We start from the raw sequence: 21,431 nt of genomic DNA, 5'->3' as shown, positions 1-21,431 counted from the left end.
GCTCGATCAGGAGTCGGTCGGCGTGTGGTTGCCGTCCAGTCTCGCGAGCCATACTCCGAGGAGTTGTTCGAGGATCGCGGCCTCGGTCGGTGTCATCACGTCCAGCAATCTGCGTTCGTTGCGCATGTGGTCGGTGAAGGCTCGGTCGATCAGGTCCCGGCCTGGTGGGGTGAGGGCGACGATCCGGCCGCGCTGGTCGTCGCTCGCGCGGCGGCGGGTGACGAGGCCGGCGCGCTCCAGGCGGTCGATGCGTTTGGTCATCGCGCCGGTGGTGACCATCGTGTGCGCGGCGAGTTCACCGGGCGCTCTTTCGTACGGCGCTCCCGCGCGGCGCAGGGCGCACAGGACGTCGAACTCGCCCTCCCCCAGGCCGTACCGCCCGTAGACCAGGCACAGTTCGTCGGTCAGGCGGCCCGCGAGGGAGTGCAGCCGGCCGATCACGCCCTGCGGGGAGACGTCGAGGTCGGGTCGCTCGCGACGCCAGTCGGCCTGGATGCGGGCGACACGATCCTCGGTTTGCCGCTCTTTCGAGTGAGTGTTCTCGTCCACGTCTTCCATAATACCTTCCCGGGAAGTTACATTCTCTTCCATGGAAGCGAATGTGCGGTGGACCCTTCTCACGGCGCTCGCGCCGGTGGCGTGGGGCGCGAACTACTTCGTGACGCATGAGTACTTGCCGCCCGACAGCCCGCTGTACGGCGCGGCCCTGCGCGCGCTGCCCGCGGGGCTGGTTCTTCTGGTCCTGCGCCGGCGGCTGCCGCGCGGCGTGTGGTGGGGGCGTTCCGCCGTACTGGGGCTGCTCAACGCGAGCGTGTTCTTCGTCCTCGTGTACGTCGCCTCCCAACTGCTCCCGACGAGCGTCGCGTCGACGGTCATGGCGGTGTCCCCGCTGACGATGATGCTGATCGCGTGGGGAATGGTCGCCGAACGCCCCCGGTCCGCGCACCTCGCGGGCGCCGCCGTCGGCCTGGCCGGCGTGTGCCTGATGCTGTTCACCGGTGCGGACGGGACGAGCCTCGTGGGCGTCCTCGCCTCGGCCGCGGCGATGCTGGTCTCGTCGTTCGGGCACGTCCTCACGAAGCACTGGAGTTCCGGGGTCGACGTCCTCGCGGCGACGGCATGGCAGCTCACCGCGGGCGGCCTGTTCCTGCTCCCGGTCGCCGCCGTGGTGGAGGGCGCCCCGCCCGCGCTCTCCGGTTCGGCGCTCCTCGCGGTCGGTTACACGTCCCTGATAGCCACGGCCCTGGCGTTCGCCGTGTGGTTCGCGGGGCTACGGCATCTCCCTGCGGGGACGGTGGGGCTGATAGGGCTCCTGAACCCGGTGACGGGAGTGCTCCTGGGCACGGCGGTCGCGGGAGACAGCCTGAGCGGGCGCCAACTGGGCGGGCTGGTGCTGGTGTTGGCGGGGGTGGTGCTGGGGAGACCGGGGCGAGCCGGAAGCAAGGAGAACCGGGCAACGAACAGGAACAGGAAGGGGACGACGCCGAACCGAAAGACACCGGTCAAGGAAGAACCGGCTCCCGCCCACCCCGAGCCCTCACCGTCGCAACCATCGGCCCACTCGGCCGGATCGTGACGTCGAACGCGGGCTCCGGCCGCTCCCCCACGACCGTGAACTCGAAAGCCGGCAACAGAGCCTCCGCGAGGAAGGACATCTCCTGAAGCGTGAACTGCGCCCCCAGACACGTACGCGGCCCGAGCCCGAGCGGGTAGTACGTACCGAGCGCGGGCCGAGGAGCCGGCTCATGGAACCGCTGCGGCACGAACCGCTCGGGCTCGGGCCAGAGTTCGGGATCGCGGTGCGTGAGGTACGCGCAGAGCGCGACAGTCGCGTCCGCCTCGATCCGGCACCCGGCGAGGACGTCGCCCTCGGTGGCGTTGCGGAACATCAGCAGCGCGGCCGGGTAGAGCCGCAGCGTCTCGCTGATCAGCGCCCGGATCGCGGCCGTACGCGCGGGCGACCCGGCGGGCCCCTGGGCGAGCGCCCACTCCCGGTGCCCGGGATGCTCGTGCAGAAGCAGCAGGAGCCAACTGAGCGTGGCGGCAGTGGTCTCGTACCCGGCGACGAGGAAGGTGACGAAGTTGTCGCGCACCAACCGCCCACTGGGGTCGGGAAGTTCGACGGCGTCGAGCAGCGCGTCGAGGATCCCGGGGTCCCCGTTGGCGCGGGCGGCGGCGACGGCGCGCTCGGCCGCCGCGTCGACCTCGGCGAGATCGGCCGACAAGTGCGTGCTGTCGGCCGCCCCGAGCGCGGAGATCGCGGCGACGATGCGCGCGGCGGCGAGGAGTTGCCGGTGGGTGGTGTCGTCGAGGGGCAGCCCGGTGGTGGCCCGCCAGATCACGTCGATGGTGAACCGCCGCATGTCGGCGACGAGGTCCCGGGGCCGCCCGCTGCGGGCGGACTCCCCCCACGCCCGGGCGACATCCTCGACGGCGTCCCGCATGGCCCGCTCGTACCGTCGGACCCCCTGCACCGTGAACTTGGGCTGGAACAGCCGCCGTTGCCCCCGCCAGGCCTCCCCGTCCACGGTGAGCACCCCGTCCCCGAGGAGGGGCCGCAGCCGGTGCGACCGCTTCACGTACCGCTCCGGATGACGGGCGAGCACGTGCCGCACCTCCTCCGCCCCGGTCACCAGGACGACGGGCCGGTCCCCCAGCCGGATCCCGCTGACCGGCCCCAACCGCTGGGCGCGCCCCAGCAGTTCGATGACCGATGCCCCGCTCTCCCGCCAGGCCACCACCTCGGCCTCGGACAACTCCGGCACTGCACGGGTCAACTCGACCTCCCGCTGGGCATGTTGCGGACGGCCCACATGATAGCGGCGGGTGACCGGGGCGACACGACGGGAGACGACCCCCTCGTGTACAGCCGCGACGGCGTTCCCGGGGACGCTCGGGAACGCCGCCGCGGGGTCTCACCGGACGTACTTCGCCGGTTTGGTCGCGACGTTGAGCAGGTGCTCCAGGGGTCCGCGCCGGAAGAAGCGGGACCACACACCGGCGAACACGATCGCTCCGAGGACGTACAGGAGCAGCGGTGTCCAGGACTGCTGGGAGCTGTCCCCGCCGGACGTGGACAGCACGGACTGCGCGACGAAGTGGCCCACGTAGGCCGTGAGGGACATGGTGCCCACGGCGATGACCGGCCGGGCCAGGCGGCCCAGTCGCGGGAGGCGTTCGATCAGCGCGGTCGCGCCCACGATCACGAGGATCGCGACACCCACGCTGCCGACGATGTCGAACGTGGTGCCGCTGTGCGGGCCGGCCGTCAGGAGCGACGAGGCCGAGGGCGCCCCGCCGTCGAGGGACACGGAGCCGCCGGACGACGCCCCGTCCTCGGCCGTACTCCTCAGCGCGCCCTGGCCGGCGAGCAGCAGGGACAGGCCGTACGCGGCCACGATGAGGGCGGCGCCGAACGCGGCCAGGCGCCGCCGGACGACGGGCGCGGACAGGTCGAGGCGGGCCAGCGCCATGCCGGCGACCACGAACGACATCCAGGTGATCGTCGGGTAGAAGCCGGTGAACAGCAGGTCGAGCACGCCGACGTCGCCGATCCGGTGGAGCGGGTCGTAGGCGTTGACGCTCTGCCTGACCGAGTCGGTCAGCACGCGGTTCAGGACGAACGCCAGCTGCGGGGTGACGAGGGCGAGGGTCCCGGCGGTGATCGCGAGCGCCTTGGCGCTCAGGCGCACCAGGGGGAGGGCGAGCAGGAAGTAGACGCCGTAGAAGGCGAGGATGATCACCCCGCCGTACTCCATCGCCATCACGGTGCCGAGGGCGATCAGGATCACGGCGCGGATCGCGATCCGGGCCTTCGCCTGCCGGCCCGCGAGGCCGGTCCTCGGCTCCCGGCGGCCGGCGAGCAGCATCAGGGAGAACCCGGCGAGGGTGGCGAACAGGACCGACGAGTGGCCGTCCGCCAGGTAGCGGACCCAGCTCGCCACGCCGTGCGTCGCGGACAGCGGGGGCCCGATGTGCACGACGTACATGCCGAACACGGCCAGCGCGCGGGCCAGGTCCACACCGACGAGACGTCCCATCGAGGGAGCGGAGGCGGTCCGGGGCGGCGGAGGCGAGTTCTCCTGCGGGGCGGGCGGCTTCAGCAGCGGCTGCGGATCGGTCATGGGAAGAATCTCGCGCGGGCACCCGGGGGCGGACCATCCGGCACCTGTCGGTACCGCCCCCGCCGGTCGGGGGGTACGTCCCTGCCGTCCGGCGGGGGCTTCTGCCGTCCGGTGACCGGGCGGGCAACCCTGCCGAGGTCAGTCCCCGTCGAGCGGGATGCGCAGGCTCACCCGGTAACCCCCCTGCGCGGTCGGCCCCGCCTCCAGCGTGCCGTGCAGGATGTCGGCCCGTTCCCGCAGGCCGACCAGGCCCTGGTGGGAGCCGGGCAGGGCCAGGGAGGGGCGCGTGGGCGCGGTGTTGGTGACGGTCACGCCGATGCCGTCGCCGTCCTGCCACAGCTCCACGCGGGCCGTCGCGCCGGGGGCGTGTTTGCGGACGTTGGTCAGCGCCTCCTGGACCGTGCGGTACACGGCGCGCTGGGCCGGGGTGCCGACGGCGGGCGGCAGTTCGCCGGTCAGCTGTACGTGGGTGCCGCTCGACTCCACGAGGGTGCGCAGGTCGGCCAGGGTGGGCTGGGGAGTCAGCTCGGTGGCGCTGCCGCCGGAGGCACGCAGCAGGGTGACCATGGTGCGCAGCTCGTCGAGCGTGGTGACGCTCAGCGAACGGATCGTGCGGGCGGCCTCCTTGGTGTCCACGTCCTTGCTCGCGACCTGGAGGGCGCCGGCCTGTACGGCGATGAGGCTGACCTGGTGCGAGACCACGTCGTGCATCTCCCGTGCCAGTTGGGTGCGTTCCCGGGCGAGGACGGCCTGGGCGTGCAGGGCCCGCTCGTGCTCCCTGGCCTCCTCGATCTCGACGAGCCGGCGCGCCAGGTCCCGGCGGGTCTGGAGGAGCTGGGCGATGAGGACCGGGGCGGCGGCGATCGCCAGGCCGTACACGAAGGTCACCAGCGTCATGGCCCGGCCGACGTCGGTGAGGCTCTCCAGCGGCCACGGGGTGCTGTTCGCGACGGCGGTCAGGGCGACGCACCCCGCGAGCAGCCGCCGGTCGCGGGAACGCCCGGCCAGCGTGAACAGCGCCACGACCGGGGCGACGGCGACGGGCTGCGTCAGCGCGCTGGGCACGGTGAGCAGGAACACGGCGAGCGGGAACCGGCGCCGCAGGGCCAGCGCGACGACACCGAGCCCGGCCAGCGTGATGCCGAGGCGCGTGTCGTCCCACAGGTTCAGCCGCAGGTCCACGGCCGCCGCCACTACCAGCAGGAGATCGACGACCGGGGCGGGGACGCGGTCCCACAGCGCGCGGGCACGGTTCATCGCGGGGTCCCCGACGACGGGGGTACGGCGTGCCGGGCGCCGCTGTCCCCCCGTACCCCCGCCAGACCAGGAACTCCGGTGTGCTCCCCGCTGCCCAGCCTCGCCGCCGCCACCGCCCGCGTCACGCGCCCCGCCTTCACCCAGCTCGTCCGACCCCTGTCGCACCGACCCTAAAGCCCCCGAAACCGTCGGCCGGCCGACGCGCACAAGCTCCAGCCACACGGCGGGGTGCCCCCCGCCGGTCGGGGGGACCTGATCGAATGCTGGACCCTTACCGTTCGTCGCGGCGGAACTGCCGGTCGATGAAGTCGAGTACCTCCTCCTCGGTCGCGTCCTGAAGCTTGGTCACCGTCTCGGCGTGGTCGTCGGTGCCGCTGGGGCGGAAGGCGGTTCGCCATCGCGACACCACCGCGTCGAGCCGGGAACCGATCGCTTCGGTCTCGGGGTCTCCGCCGGGCATTGACATCAGCACCGCTTCCAGCCTGTCCAACTCGGCCAGCACAGCCTGTTCGGGACTCTCCCCGGTGACGACGAGCCGGCCGACGAGGTGGTCGGCGAGGACGGCGGGCGAGGTGTGGTCGAACACCAGCGTGGTGGGCAGGGCCAGGCCGGTCTTGTCGACCAGCTGGTTGCGGAACCGCACCGCTGCCAGCGAGTCGAACCCGGCGTCCCGGAAGGAGACCTCCGGCGCGACCTCGCCGGCACTGGCGTACCCCAATGCCGTCGCCGTCTCGCGGCGCACCAGATCCCGCACGTACTGCTCGGCCTCGCTCCTGGGCATCCCGGCCAGCCGCTCGGTCAGCGACTCCTCGGCACCGGCCACAGAACCGGTGCCCCGAGCCGGCAGCAGGGAACGCAGCAGCGTGGGCACCCGGACGGATTCCTGTCCGAGGCGGCCCAGATCCAGCGGCGCGGGGACGACCGCCGCCGAGCCGTCGTGCAACGCCTGGTCGAACAGCCGGACCGCCGTCTCGGTGGTGATCGGCTTCAGCCCCAACTGCTTGGCCGCCCCGGCGGTGTCGTCGAACAGACCCCAGGCCAGGGAGACGGCGGGCAGGGCGCGGGCCCGGCGGTGCTCGGCCACGCCGTCCAGGAACGCGTTCGCCGCCGCGTAGTTGGCCTGTCCCGGGATACCCAGGACGCCCGACACCGAGGAGAACAGGACGAACAGGTCCAGGTCCAGATGCTGGGTGAGTTCGTGCAGATGCCAGGCTCCGTCGGCCTTCGCCCGCAGGACCTCGGTGACCCGTTCACCGGTCAAGGACGTGACCACTCCGTCGTCCAGCGCTCCGGCCGCGTGCACCACCCCGACCAGCGGGTGCTCCTCGCCGATCCCGGCCAGCAGGTGGGCGACCGACTCGCGATCCGCTACGTCGCAGGCGACGAACTCCACCTGTGCGCCCAGCTCGGCCAGCGTTTCCCGCAGTACGTCCGCCTGCGGTGCCTGAGCGCCGCGACGGCTGGCCAGGACCAGGTGCCGTACGCCGTGACGGGTGACCAGATGCCGGGCGAACAGTGCTCCCAGCGCGCCCGTGCCTCCGGTCACCAGCACAGTGCCCTGTCCCGCCAGTGCCGGCCGAGCCGTCCCGGCGCCGGTCGTCCGGACCAGCCGGGGCACCAGCAGCTCACCGTCACGGACCGCCAGCTGCGGTTCGATCGCGGCGGCTGCGGCTATGCGCGCCCACGGCACCGACCCACCGTCGGGGATGTCCACCAGGGTGATCCGGTCCGGGTGCTCCGACTGGGCCGACCGCACCAGTCCCCATACCGCCGCGCCCGCGAGGTCCACCACGGCCTCGCCCTCGCTCGCCGCGACGGCGCCACGGGTGACCACCACCAGCCGGTTGTCGGGCAGGTCGTCCCGGGTGACCCACTCCTGGAGCCGGGTCAGCACGTGCCGTACCGCCCGATGCGCTACGGACGGCAGCTCGCCGTCCGCAGGCGATTCGGCGACCAGGATGTCCCAGGGCTCGTAGGAGAGGGCGGCCTCGGTAATGTCGCCGAAGCGCAGGAATCCCGCCTCCGAGAGCTCGCTGCTCACTTCGCCGAGCAGCGCCACCGAATCCTCGTGTTCCCCGGTGTCCTCCAGCGATCCGACCGGCGCCCACTCCACCCGCAGGAGGTCGTCCTCGTCGCCTCGCTGCCCGGTGGACACGCGTTCCCACCGCGAGAGCCGGGCCGTCGCCACGGCGTTGCCGACTTCGTCGGCCACGTCGAGCCGGTACCCGTCGTCGTCACCTGCCGGGGTCAGGGCGACCCGCAGCGCGGTCGTGCCCGTGGTGTGGAGCGAGACGTTCGTCCACGTCGACGGCAGCCGGACGTCCTCGGACGCGATCAGCAGCGGGTGCAGAGCCGCGTCCAGCAAGGCCGGGTGGATGCCGAACCGGGCGGAGTCCCCGGCCGCCCGTTGCGGCAGGGCGACCTCGGCGAACACCACGTCGCCCCGGCGCCACACCGCTCGCAGTCCCTGGAACACCGGCCCGTGCCGGTGCCCGCGCTCGGCGAGCAGGTCGTAGGCGTCCTCGACCGGTACCGGCCGGGCATCCGCCGGCGGCCAGGTCCGCTCGGTCCATCCGGGCTCGCCGCCCAGCGCGGCGAGCAGGCCGGTGGCGTACGACAGCCACTCGTCGTCCGTGTTCTCCGGGCGCGCGTACACGACGATCGGGCGCCTGCCCTCCTCGTCGGGGCTGCCGACCACGACCTGCACCTGAACCGCGCCGTGGTCGGGAATCACCAGGGGCGCGTGGACGGTCAACTCCTCCAGGACAGCGCACCCGGCCTCGTCACCGGCCCGCATCGCTATGTCGACGAGCGCCGTCACCGGCAGAACGGCGGTCGCGCCGAGGTGGTGCTCGGCCAGCCACGGGTGGGTGGCCTGCGACAACCGGCTGGTGAACACCAGTTCATCGCGGTCGGCCAACCGCACCACCGCGCCGAGAAGAGCGTGACCGGCCGTGGACAGGCCCGCACCGGCCACCCCGCCCGTTCCCGAGGCCAGCGACCAGAACCGCTCCCGCTGGAACGCGTACGTCGGCAACTCGACCCGCCGCGCACCTGAGCGAGCGAACATCGCCCGCCAGTCGACGGTCACCCCGCGGGTGTACAGGAACGCCAGCGCCGCCATGGCCTCGTACACCTGAGGCCGGTCCTGCCGTTGCATGGCGACGAACTCGGCGTCCACGCCGTCCGGCCGAAGTCCGGTCAGCGCCGCGTCCGGGCCCAGTTCCACGAACCGGGTCGCTCCCTGCTCGCGCAACCAGCCCACGGCTTCGGCGAACCGTGCCGGCCGCTGCGTGTCCGCTACGGCGAACTCCGGGCGCTCCTGCACGGGTTCGCCGCTCTCCAGCGATACCAGCACGATCCGCGAAGGCCCCGGGCTCTCGGTAGGCGCCGTCCCGTTCTCGTCGTCCCCGGCGGTCAGCACCCTGCGGGCGTCGTCCAGCGACCACACTCCCGCCACGTAGGCCGCGACCGCTTCGCCGGTCGCGTGGCCGGCGACGTAGTCCGGCGTGACGCCCCACGACGACAGCAGCCGGAACATGGCGACCTCGAACGCGAACAGCGTCGCTTGCGCCCATGCCGGATCGGCGAGTCCGTCGTCGGTGGCCGCCGGTTCCGGGGACCCCGGCAGCCACTCGGCGAACCGTGCGCGTACTTCGTCGAATGCCTCGGCGAACACCGGGAATTCGGCGGCCAGTTCGCGGCCCATCTCCAGACGCTGCGCGCTCTGGCCCGTGAACAGGAACGCCGTCCTGCCACTCGCGGCGGACACTCCGCTCGCCACTCCGGCGCCCGGTTCTCCGGCGGCCAGCCCGGCCAGTCCGGCGATCAGCTGGTCCCGGTCGGTGCCCAGGACGACCGCTCGGTGCCCGAAGCTCGCCCGGGTGGAGACCAGTGCCGCGCCTACGTCGACCGGGTCGAGTTCCGGGTTCGCTTCCACGTGTGCCAGGAGTCGCCGTGCCTGGTCCCGGAGCGCCGACTCCGACCGGGCCGACAACACCCACGGCACCACCTCCACGTCGGGGGCCGGTTCAAGGTCGGGGGCCTGGTCGGGGGCCTGTTCGAGGATGACGTGGGCGTTGGTGCCGCTGATCCCGAACGAGGACACTCCTGCGCGCCACGGCCGGTCGACCGCCGGCCACGGTTGTTGTTCGGTCAGCAACTCCACTGCACCGGCCGACCAGTCGACCTCTGGGGTCGGCTCGTCCACGTGCAACGTCCGGGGCAGTTGCCCGTGTTGCATCGCCAGCACCATCTTGATCACACCGGCGACACCAGCAGCCGCCTGGGTGTGACCGAGGTTGGATTTGACCGATCCCAGCCACAGAGGGCGATCCTCCGACCGGTCCTGTCCGTACGTCGCCAGCAGGGCCTGGGCCTCGATCGGGTCCCCCAACCGGGTACCCGTGCCGTGGGCCTCCACGACGTCCACCTCGGTGGTGGGCACCCCGGCGCTGGCCAACGCCTGGCGGATCACTCGCTGTTGGGAGGGACCGTTCGGTGCGGTCAGCCCGTTCGAGGCGCCGTCCTGGTTGATCGCCGAACCCCGCACCACCGCCAGCACCCGGTGGCCGTTGCGCCGGGCGTCCGACAAACGCTCCACCACCAACAACCCGGCGCCTTCCGCGACTCCGAACCCGTCAGCGGTTGCGGCGAACGCCTTGCAGCGGCCATCGCCCCCCACACCGCCCTGCATGGCGGACCCGGCGATGAAGACTCCCGGTGTGGCCATCACGGTCACGCCGCCGGCCAGCGCCATCGAGCACTCGCCGGAACGCAGCGCCTGGGCCGCGAGGTGCAGTGCCACCAGCGACGACGAGCACGCCGTGTCCACCGTGACGGCGGGGCCTTCCAATCCCAACGTGTACGCGATCCGGCCCGACAGCACGCTGCTCGCGGCACCGGTGAGCAGGTATCCGTCCACTTGGTCTGCGGCGTCCCCGACCGTGTCGTATCCCGAACCTGTCCCGCCCACGAACACGCCGGTCCTGCTGCCCTTCAGCGTGTTCGGGTCGATGCCGGATCGTTCCAGCGCTTCCCAGGCCGTCTCCAGCAGCAAACGCTGCTGCGGATCCATCACCAGTGCCTCGCGCGGCGAGATCCCGAAGAACCCCGCGTCGAACCCCGCCACGTCCTTGAGGAACCCGCCCGTCTGGGTGGCGCCGTCGCCGGTCAGGTCCCAGCCGCGTTGTGTCGGGAACGCCGAGATGGTGTCGATGCCGCCTGTGAGCAGGGTCCACAGTTGTTCGGGGCTCTCGACTCCGCCGGGGAAGCGGCAGCCCATCCCTACGATGGCGATCGGCTCGTCCAGTGCCGCCGTGGTCACCGGCGTCACCGACACGGCCTCGACCGTGCCCAACAATTGCTGCCTCAGGTGGGTGGCCAGGCGCGAGGTGGTCGGGTGGTCGAACGCCAGCGTCGCGGGGAGCCGTAGACCCGTCGCCGCTGCCAACCGGTTGCGCAGCTCCACCGTCGTCAAGGAGTCGAAGCCCATGTCCCGCAATGCCTTCTCGGGGTCGACGGCTTCCACGGAGGCGTGTCCCAGAACGGTGGCGACGTGGCCACACACCAGGTCGAGCAGCAGTCGCTGCTGGTCGGCGGCTGTCAGGCCAGCCAGTCGCCGGACCAGGCCGGAGCTGTCCTGGACGCCCGCACGGGCGACCGGTCGCGCCGGACCACTGGCCACCAACCCCCGCAGCAGCGGCGGCACCGAGCCGCCATTCCGTGGCAGTTCGAGGCCGACCGGGACCAGATACGCCTCCGGGCGTCGGCAGGCCAGATCGAACAACGCCAGCCCCTCCGCCGCCGGCATCGCGCGCACCCCGGCCCGGCCGAACCGGGCGTGGTCGGTGTGGCCCAGGCCGGTCATGCTGCTGGTGTCGGCCCACCAGCCCCAGGCCAGCGATGCGGCCGGGAGGCCCTGGACTTGGCGGTGCAACGCCAGTGCGTCCAGGAATGCGTTGGCGGCGGCGTAGTTGCCCTGGCCCGGGGCGCCGGAGGTGGCTGAGAAGCTGGAGAAGAGGATGAATGCGGCCAGGTCCAGGCCGGCGGTTGCTTCGTGCAGGTACCAGGCTGCGTCTGCCTTCGGGCGCATGACGGTGTCGATGCGCTCCGGGGTCAACGATGTGATCGTTCCGTCGTCGAGCACGGCCGCTGCGTGGATCACTGCGGTGAGTGGGTGCTGTTGCGGTACCCCGGCGATCAGTTCGGTGACGGCGTTCCGGTCCGACACGTCGCAGGCCACCACCCGCACCTGGGCGCCCAGTGCGGTCAGTTCTTCGACCAGTTCCTGCGCGCCCGGTGCGGCGATTCCTTGGCGTGATACGAGGGTCAGGTGCCGTATCCCGTGCCGGTCGGCCAGGTGCCGTGCCAGCAGGCCGCCCAGACCGCCGGTGCCACCGGTGATCAACACCGTGCGGTCGGGGTCCAGTTGCTGCGGCACGGTCAGCACGATCTTGCCCACGTGCCGGGCCTGCGCCATGTAGCGGAAGGCGTCACGGCTCTGCCGTACGTCCCATGTCCTGGTGGGCAGGGGGGACAGGACACCGGACTCGAACAGCTCCGCGAGTTCGGCGAGCATGCCTCCCACCACGTCCAGGTCGATCTCTAGGTCGATCGCGTGATAGCTCACCCCGGGGTGCGTGGTGGCTATCGCGTCCGTGTCACGGAGGTCGGTCTTGCCCAGCTCGACGAACCGGCCGCCGTCGCGCAGGACGTTCAGGGACGCGTCGATGAACTCGCCCGCCAGGCTGTTGAGAACCACGTCCATCCCCGTGAACCGGTCGGCGAACTCCGTGGTCCTCGACGACGCGATGTGATCCCGCGCCACTCCCAGCCCGTACACCGTGTCCTGCTTGCCCGGACTCGCGGTCGCGAAGACCTCCGCGCCCCACAGCCGGGCCAACTGCACCGCCGCCATCCCCACACCGCCGGCCGCCGCATGCACCAGCACCCGCTGCCCCGCCGTCAAACGCCCCGTCTCCCTCAGCCCGTACAACGCCGTCAGGAACACCACCGGCACCCCGGCCGCCTGCGCGAACGACCACCCCCGCGGGATGGGCACGATCAGCCGCGCATCCGCCGCCACCACCGGGCCGAACCCGCCGACCGCCATACCCATCACCCGGTCCCCCGGGACGAAGCCCGTCACACCCGGACCTGCCTCCAGCACCACACCGGCGACCTCCGCACCCAGCAGCGGCGCCTCACCCGGATACACACCCAGCACATTCAGCACGTCCCGGAAGTTCAGCCCTGCGGCACGTACCCCGATGCGGACCTGTCCGGCTTCGAGTGGCACCTCAGCCTCGGGAGACGGTTCCAGCACCAGATCGTCGACGCTGCCCTGGCCGGTCATCCCCAGCCGCCATGTCTCCATGGGCGCCGTCAGCACTTCGCGGGTACGCGTCAGCCGGGGGGTGTATGCCTGCCCAGCTCGCACGGCCAGTTCGAAATCGCCCTCGTCATCCGTCGTCTCGCTCAGTACGGCGGGCAGGCACTGCCAGGATTCGGCGCTGCCGTCCACGTCGACCAGACCGAACCGGCCCGGGTGTTCCGACCGCGCCGACCGGACCAACCCCTGCACCCCGGCCATGTCTTCCACCCGGTCGCCCGTCCCCGTGGACACCGCGTTCCTGGTCACCACCACCAACCGCGCATCACCACGCTCATCAGCCACCCATTCCTGCACCAGCTCCAGCACCCGGCACACCTCAGAACGCGCCGCCGCAGCCACGTCACCATCGTCCGCATCGGCGCCCGTCGGCAGGAGAACCAGATCCGTCTCCGGGCACTCGGACAGTTCCGGATACCAGGCAACTCCCAGCATCTTCGCCAGGTCCTGACCGCCCGCGCCCGCCACCACACACCGCGGCGAGTTCTCGGTCCCGGTCGGGACAGCAGGCTTGAGGGTCCAGTCCACGCTGAACAGTGAGCGCTGCGCATCCCCGTCCAGCAGTTCCGCCCGCAACGGTCGCAGTGTCAGCGAGTCCACGGACAGTACCGGGGCGCCGGTGTCGTCAGCCGCGTTCAGGCAGAGCGCGCCGTCGTCAGTCTCCGACAGGCGTACGCGCAGGGAGCGTGCGCCCGATGCGTGCAGGGACACACCGCTCCAGGAGAACGGGAGCCCGCCCTCGCCTCCGGCTGGCAGGAACGCGGCGGCGTGCAGGGCGGCGTCGAACAGTGCCGGGTGGATACCGAACTCCCCCGCCCGCTCGGCCACTTCGTCCGGCAGCCGCACTTCGGCGAAGACCTCCTCGCCACGTCGCCATACCGTCCGTACCCCCTGGAAGGCCGGGCCGTATCCGTAGCCCGTCTCGGCCAGGGCTTCATAGAACCCGTCCACCGGCACCGGTTCCGCTCCCGCAGGCGGCCACACCGTCAGCTCCACACCCGACGGCGCTCCTGCCTCAGAAGTCAGTGTCCCGCTGGCGTGCCGGGTCCAGCCTGCCTCCGTGCCCGTCTCTTCCGGCCGGGAGTACACGCTCACCGCGCGACGGCCCGACTCCGCCGGTGCCTCAACCACTACCTGCACCTGCACGGCTCCGCGCTCGGACAGCACCAACGGCCGCTCCAACGCCAAGTCCTCCAGGACACCGCACCCGACCTCATCGCCGGCCCGCACCACCAGCTCCACGAACGCGGTACCGGCCAGCAACACCACACCCCGTGCCGTGTGATCGGCCAGCCAAGCGTGCGAGGTGAGAGACAGACGGTTGGTGAACACCACACCCTCGCCACCGGCCAACTCCACCGCTGCGCCCAGCAACGGGTGGCCTACCGACGTCAATCCCATACCCCGCGCGTCTCCGGCCACAGTCCGGGGGCGCGGCCAGTACCGCTGGTGCTGGAACGCATACGTCGGCAGCTCGACCGTCGAGTCCTGGCCCACTATCGCGGACCAGTCCACCGGAACACCGTGGGTGTGGAGAGTGGACAGTGCGGTCAGCAGTTGCTCGGGTTCGTTCTCACCCCGGCGCAGCGTCCCCGTCACCACCGCCGCCGGGTGGGACTCGAACAGCGTCTCCTCCAGGCTGGGAGTCAGCACCGGATGGGGGCTGACCTCCACGAACATCTCGTAGCCGGCCGTGGCCAGCACCGGGGTGGTCTCGGCCAGCCGCACCGTCTCCCGCGCGTTGCGGTACCAGTACTCCGCGTCCAGGTCACGGGTGTCGGTCAGCTCACCGGTCACGGTGGAGTAGAACGCGACCGTGCCTTCCATCGGGGCGATGTCTGCCAGAGCCTCGATCAGCTCGGCCTTGATCTCGTCCACCTGCGGGGAATGTCCCGCGCAGTCCGTGTCCATCCGGCGGGTCCGGAAGTCCTCCGCCTCGCCTGCGACGACCAGTTCCGTGACCGCTTCGGCGTCGCCGGAGACCACCACCCACGAGGGGCCGTTGACCGCCGCGATCGACAACCGTCCTTCCCACCGGGTGATCAACGACTCCGCTTCGGCCCGGGGCAGCCGTACGGACACCATTCCGCCCCGCCCGGACAGTGACTTGGCGAGCAGACGGCTGCGTACCGCGATGATCCTGGCGGCGTCGGCCAGCGACAGTCCGCCCGCCACGCAGGCCGCCGCGATCTCGCCCTGCGAGTGCCCCATCACCGCAGCGGGTGTCACGCCCAGCGACTGCCACACCTGTGCCAGCGACACCATCACCGCCCACAGCACCGGCTGCACCACTTCGACCCGGCCCAGCGCTTCCTGGTCCTCCAGTGCCTCCAGCAGGTCCCAGTCCACGAACGGGGCCAGCGCCTGGGCGCACTCCGCCATACGCTCCGCGAACACGGGGGAGGCCGCCAGTAGTTCCTGGGCCATGCCGGTCCACTGTGCACCCTGGCCAGGGAAGACGAACACCACTTCACGCTCGCCGGTCTGGCCGGCTATCCCGGTCACCACCCCGGTGCCCGGTTCTCCGGTAGCAAGTCCGGTCAGCCTGGCGATCAGCTCGTCCCTGTCCGTGCCCAGGACCACCGCACGGTGCTCCAGCCCCGCCCGGGTGGACACCAATGCCGCGCCTACGTCGACCGGGTCGAGTTCCGGATCAGCTTCCATGTGCGCCGCGAGCCGCCGTGCCTGGTCCCGGAGCGCCGACTCCGACCTGGCCGACAGCACCCACGGCACCACTGACGGCTCCGCCTCCACACGGGAGGCCGGTTCAAGCTCAGGGGCCTGTTCAAGAATCACGTGGGCGTTGGTGCCGCTGACGCCGAACGAGGACACTCCTGCCCGCCACGGCCGGTCCACCACCGGCCACGGGCGTTGCTCCGTCAGCAACTCCACCGCGCCAGCCGACCAGTCCACCTCAGGGGTCGGCTCATCCACGTGCAACGTCCGGGGCAGTTGCCCGTGTTGCATCGCCAGCACCATCTTGATCACACCGGCGACACCGGCAGCCGCCTGGGTGTGACCGATGTTGGACTTCAGCGACCCCAGCCACAGCGGACGGTCCTCCGGCCGATCCTGTCCGTAGGTCGCCAGCAGGGCCTGAGCCTCAATCGGGTCCCCCAACCGGGTACCCGTGCCGTGGGCCTCGACCACGTCCACCTCGGCCGTGGTCAGACCGGCGCTGGCCAGCGCCTGCCGGATCACGCGCTGTTGGGAGGGACCGTTCGGCGCCGACAACCCGTTCGACGCACCGTCCTGGTTGATCGCCGAACTCCGCACCACCGCCAGCACCCGGTGGCCGTTACGCCGGGCGTCCGACAACCGTTCGACCACCAACAGTCCGGCACCCTCACCCCACCCAGTGCCGTCAGCCGATGCGGCGAAGGACTTGCAGCGGCCATCGCCCGCCAACACGCCCTGCGTGGCGAACTCGGCAAAGGCGCCCGGTGTGGCCATTACCGCCACACCACCGGTCAGCGCCAGATCGCACTCCCCCGACCGCAGCGCCTGGGCCGCGAGATGCAACGCCACCAGCGACGACGAACACGCCGTATCCACCGTCACGGCGGGCCCTTCCAACCCCAGCACGTACGCGATCCGGCCCGACAGCACGCTGCTCGCGCCACCGGTGATCCGGTATCCGTCCGCTTCGTCCGAGACATTGCCTACGGTCTCGTATCCCGAAACTGCCCCGCCTACGAACACCCCCGTCTTGCTGCCCTTCAGCGCGTTCGGGGCGATGCCGGTCCGTTCCAGCGCTTCCCAGGCCGTCTCCAGCAGCAACCGCTGCTGCGGATCCATCGCCAACGCCTCACGCGGCGAAATCCCGAAGAACCCCGCGTCGAACCCGGCCACATCCTCGACGAACCCACCCACCCGGGCGAAACCATCACCGACCAGATCCCAGCCGCGATCCGCAGGGAACTCACTCATCGCGTCAACCGAGGACACCACCGCATTCCACAGCTGCTCCGGCGACGACACCCCGCCCGGGAAGCGACAGCCCATCCCTACGATGGCGATCGGCTCGTCCAGCGCCGCTGTGATCACCGGCGTCACCGGCGCGGCCTCGACCGTGCCCAGCAGCTCCGAACCCAGATGCTCGGCCAGCGCTGCCGGTGTCGGGTAGTCGAAGACCAGGCTCGCGGGCAGCACAAGACCGGTGGCCGAGGCGAGCTTGTTCCGCAGTTCCACCGCCGTCAGCGAATCAAAACCGACATCACGGAAAGCCCGTCCCTGCGGCAGGGCATCAGCATTGTCAAAACCGAGAGTGACGGCAGCTTCCCGCCGCACCAGATCGAGCAGCGCCCGCGCACGTTCCCTCTCTCCCAGCCCGGCCAGCCTGCTCCGCAACGCCGACTCACCACCAGGCTGGACACCCGACAGGGCGAGTGCCTTGCGCACCTCCGGAATACCCGAGAGCAGCGCACTCGGGCGCTCGACGGTGAAACTCGGCGCGAACGTCTCCCAGTCCGTGTTCGTCACGGTGAGGGTGACCGAACCGTCGCCCACCGCCCTCTCCAGAGCCGCCATCGCCAGCCCCGGCTCCATCGGGAACACACCGCGCCGCCGATACCCCTCCACAAACTCAGCACCGGCTGCACCCATGCCCGGCCCTGCCCACAACCCCCAGGCAATCGACGTCGCGGCAAGCCCCGCACCATGCCGATAACCCGCCAGCCCGTCCAGGAAGGCGTTCGCCGCCGCATACGCCGCCTGCCCCCCGGCACCCCAACTCGCCGCACCCGAGGAGAACAGCACGAACGCCTGGAGCTCCAGCCCCGCCGTCAGCTCGTGCAGATGCCACGCCGACACCATCTTCGCCCGCAGTACCGCATCCAGCCGCCCAAGCTCCAACTCCCCCACCGGCGCATGGTGGTCACCGATCCCGGCGGCGTGCACGACCGCCGTCAACGGGAACTCGCCAGGGATCGCGCCGAGTACGGCCGCCAGCGCCTCCCGGTCGGCGACGTCACATGCCTCCACCGTCACCCGCGCACCCTGCGCTATGAGTTCCTCACGCAGGCCGGACACGCCGTCAGCCTGCTCACCCCGGCGGCTCACCAACACGACATGCTCAGCACCACGGGCCACCGCCCACCGCGCCACATGACCACCCAGACCCCCCGTCCCGCCCGTGATCAAGACGGAGCCACTCAGCCGTACCTCACCGTGCGCCGCACCGCTTCCGGCCCGGACCAGACGACGCCCGTATACACCCGACTCCCGCACCGCGACCTGGTCCTCATCACCCGTCAGCACCCGCCGCAGCAACCCACCAGCTTGTTCGTCGAACACCACCGGCAGATCCACCAGCCCGCCCCACCGGCCCGGCAGATCCAGTGCGGCAGACCGCCCCAAACCCCACAACGCCGTCTGCACCGGACTGACAACCGGATCAGCCGAGCCCACCGACACCGCACCCCGCGTCACACACCACACAGGCGCCGTGATCCCGCAATCACCCAACGCCTGGACCAACCCCACCGTCCCGGCCAGACCGACCGGCGTGGCACCGAACTCCGCACCTGCCTCCTCAGCCAAACCCAGCAACGACACCACCCCAGCCGGCTCGGGCAGATTCGCCAGCCTCGCCGCAAGCACCGCACGATCCGTGTCCCCGGCCACCTCCAGCCGCACCACCCCAGCACCCAACGCCCCCACCACCCCGGCAACCCATGCATCCTCACCCCACCCAGCAGGCACCACCACCAGCCAACTACCCGGCAACACACCCCCAGGCACCCCAGGCAACAGCTTCCAGCTCTCCGCAAACCGCCACCCCTCCACCCTGGACCCGGCCCGCCGACGCTCACGCCACACCGCCAACGCCGGCACCACCTCAGCCAAAGCCTGCTCGTCGACACCCAACTCAGCCGACAACGACCCCGCGTCCGCCCCCTCTACCACCGACCACAACTCGTCGTCCGCCCCCGCCACCACCGGCCCGGCCGCCGCCTCCGGCCAGTACCGCTCACGCTGGAAGGCATACGTCGGCAGATCGACCACCGGACCCCGGCCCACTATCGCGGCCCAGTCCACCGGGACGCCACGGGTGTGCAACCGGGCCGCAGCAGCCAGCAGTTGCTCTGACTCGCTCTCACCCCGGCGCAAGGTCCCCGTCACCACCACCGCCGGGTGGGACTCGAACAGCGTCTCCTCCAGGCTGGGAGTCAGCACCGGATGCGGGCTGACTTCTACGAACGCCCCGTGACCGGCCGCAGCCAGCGCGCGGGTGGTGTCGGCCAGCCGCACCGTCTCCCGCAGATTGCGATACCAGTAGCCCGCGTCCAGGTCACGGGTGTCAGTCAGCTCACCGGTCACCGTGGAGTAGAACGCGACCGCGCCTTCCATCGGCGCGATGTCCGCCAGAGCCTCGACCAGCTCCGCCCTGATCTCCTCCACGTGCGCGGAGTGCGACGCGTAATCCACCTCGATCCTGCGGGCCCGGAAGTTCTCCGCCTCCCCCGCGACGACCAGTTCGGCCAGTGCTTCGGGGTCGCCGGAGACCACCACCGACGAGGGCCCGTTGACCGCCGCGACCGACAACCGCCCCTCCCACCGGACGATCAACGACTCGGCCTCGGCCCGGGGCAGCCCCACCGACACCATGCCGCCCCGCCCGGCCAGGGACCCGGCGATCATCCGGCTGCGCACCGCGCTGATCCTGGCCGCATCGTCCAGCGACAGTCCGCCCGCCACGCAGGCCGCCGCGATCTCCCCCTGCGAATGCCCCACCACCGCAACCGGTGTCACGCCCAGCGACTGCCACACCTGAGCCAACGACACCATCACCGCCCACAACACCGGCTGCACCACATCGACCCGCCCCAACGCCTCCTCATCCCCCAACACCTCCAGCAGGTCCCACTCCACGAACGGCGCCAACGCCCGAGCACACTCCGCCATCCGCTCCGCGAACACCGGCGAAGCCGTCAGCAGACCCTGCCCCATACCCACCCACTGCGCCCCCTGACCAGGGAACACAAACACCACACCACGCCCACTGACCGCACTCTGACCGGCCACCACACCAGCACCCGGCTCCCCAGCCGCCAACCCCGCCAGCCTGGCGATCAGTTGCTCCCGATCGGCGCCCAGAACCACCGCCCGATGCTCCAGACTCGCCCGGGTCGACACCAACGCCGCACCCACGTCCACCGGGTCGAGTCCCGGACCCGCCTCCACGTGTGCCAGAAGCCTCCGCGCCTGCTCCCGCAACGCCAACTCCGACCTCGCCGACAACACCCACGGAACCACCACCGGCTCCGCCTCCACACGGGCGGTCGGTTCAGACTCAGGAGCCTGCTCCAGAATCACGTGAGCATTGGTACCGCTGACCCCGAACGAGGACACCCCCGCCCGCCACGGCCGACCCACCACCGGCCACGGCCTCTGCTCCGTCAACAACTCCACCGCACCCGCCGACCAATCCACCTCAGGCGTCGGCTCACCCACATGCAAAGTGCGAGGCAGTTGCCCATGCTGCATCGCCAACACCATCTTGATCACACCCCCCACCCCCGCCGCACCTTGGGTGTGACCAATGTTGGACTTCAGCGACCCCAGCCACAGCGGACGCCCCTCCGGCCGACCCTGCCCATAAGTCGCCAACAGCGCCTGAGCCTCGATCGGATCCCCCAACCGAGTACCCGTGCCATGCGCCTCCACCACATCCACCTCGGCCGCAGTCAGCCCAGCACTGGCCAACGCCTGCCGGATCACCCGCTGCTGGGACGGACCGTTCGGAGCGGTCAACCCGTTCGACGCACCGTCCTGATTGATCGCCGACCCCCGCACCACCGCCAACACCCGATGCCCATTGCGCTGAGCGTCCGACAACCGCTCCACCACCACCAACGCAGAGCCCTCGGCCCACCCCGTGCCGTCGGCCGACGCGGCGAAGGACTTGCAGCGACCATCCCTCGCCACCCCACCCTGCTCGGCAAAGGCCCCCGGCGTGGCCATCACCGTCACACCACCGGCCAGCGCCAGATCACACTCCCCCGACCGCAACGCCTGCGCAGCCAAATGCAACGCCACCAGCGACGACGAACACGCCGTATCCACCGTCACCGCGGGCCCTTCCAGCCCCAACGTGTACGCGACCCGCCCCGACAACACACTTCCCGCGGTACCGATCCCCAGAATTCCGCCTATTTCATCTGCCGCCGCCCGCAATGGTTCGCTGTAGTCGTGGTACATCAGCCCGGCGTACACACCGGTCTTGCTGCCCTTCAACGAATGCGGATCGATCCTGGCCCGTTCCAGCGCCTCCCAGGCCGTCTCCAGCAACAACCGCTGCTGCGGATCCATCGCCAACGCCTCACGCGGCGAAATCCCGAAGAACCCCGCGTCGAACTCCGCCGCGTCATGGAGAAAACCACCCTTGCCGGAACCACCGTCAGTCAGATCCCAGCCCCGATCCACCGGGAACCCGGAAATGGCGTCCACCCCGCCGACCAGCACATCCCACAGATCCGACGGCGACGACACCCCACCCGGGAACCGGCACCCGATCCCCACGATGGCCACCGGCTCGACCTTGGCCGTGGCGAGCTGCTCGTTCTGCTTGCGCAGTCGATCGATCTCCTTCAGCGACGACCGCAGCGCTTCAACGTACTTCTCGATGGAGTCACTCATCGGATTGCCTTTCGATC

At 71.0% G+C, this 21,431-nt stretch carries 6 protein-coding genes; 1 reads left to right on the top strand and 5 read right to left on the bottom strand.

The genetic code is table 11. The features are described from left to right. Positions 1-6 precede the first annotated feature (6 nt). A complete protein-coding gene (locus J8M50_RS41875) occupies positions 7-558 on the bottom strand; it encodes a MarR family winged helix-turn-helix transcriptional regulator (protein ID WP_010359813.1) in 552 nt (183 codons plus the stop codon). Positions 559-589: 31 nt separating this feature from the next. On the opposite strand from J8M50_RS41875, the gene J8M50_RS41870 reads away from it, so the two are divergent. Then, the gene (locus J8M50_RS41870) at positions 590-1,576 is read left to right on the top strand and encodes an EamA family transporter (RefSeq protein ID WP_078481415.1); all 987 of its coding nucleotides are present in this window, start codon (positions 590-592) and stop codon (positions 1,574-1,576) included. On the opposite strand, the gene J8M50_RS41865 is transcribed toward J8M50_RS41870, so the two are convergent. From J8M50_RS41865 to J8M50_RS41850, 4 genes are all read right to left on the bottom strand, one after another. Beyond that, positions 1,503-2,777 carry a cytochrome P450 gene (locus tag J8M50_RS41865; protein ID WP_040838461.1) on the bottom strand — a complete coding sequence of 425 codons (1,275 nt, stop codon included), beginning with the start codon at positions 2,775-2,777 and terminating at the stop codon, positions 1,503-1,505. The two genes, J8M50_RS41870 and J8M50_RS41865, sit on opposite strands and share 74 nt — an antisense overlap. 138 nt (positions 2,778-2,915) lie before the next feature. Continuing rightward, positions 2,916-4,124 carry a DUF418 domain-containing protein gene (locus J8M50_RS41860; protein ID WP_010359816.1) on the bottom strand — a complete coding sequence of 403 codons (1,209 nt, stop codon included), beginning with the start codon at positions 4,122-4,124 and terminating at the stop codon, positions 2,916-2,918. 138 nt (positions 4,125-4,262) lie between these two features. Then, on the bottom strand, positions 4,263-5,381 hold the full coding sequence (locus tag J8M50_RS41855) for a sensor histidine kinase (RefSeq protein ID WP_010359818.1): 1,119 nt from the start codon (positions 5,379-5,381) through the stop codon (positions 4,263-4,265). Between the two features lie 271 nt (positions 5,382-5,652). Then, entirely contained in the window at positions 5,653-21,414 is a 15,762-nt protein-coding gene (locus J8M50_RS41850; protein WP_223786419.1) for a type I polyketide synthase, read from the bottom strand. Positions 21,415-21,431 lie beyond the last annotated feature (17 nt).

The organism is Streptomyces acidiscabies, from assembly GCF_020010905.1.
Taxonomy (GTDB): Bacteria; Actinomycetota; Actinomycetes; order Streptomycetales; family Streptomycetaceae; genus Streptomyces; species Streptomyces acidiscabies.
The sequence above is the reverse complement of the archived record's forward strand: the minus strand, read 5'-3'. Positions and strand labels throughout refer to the sequence as shown.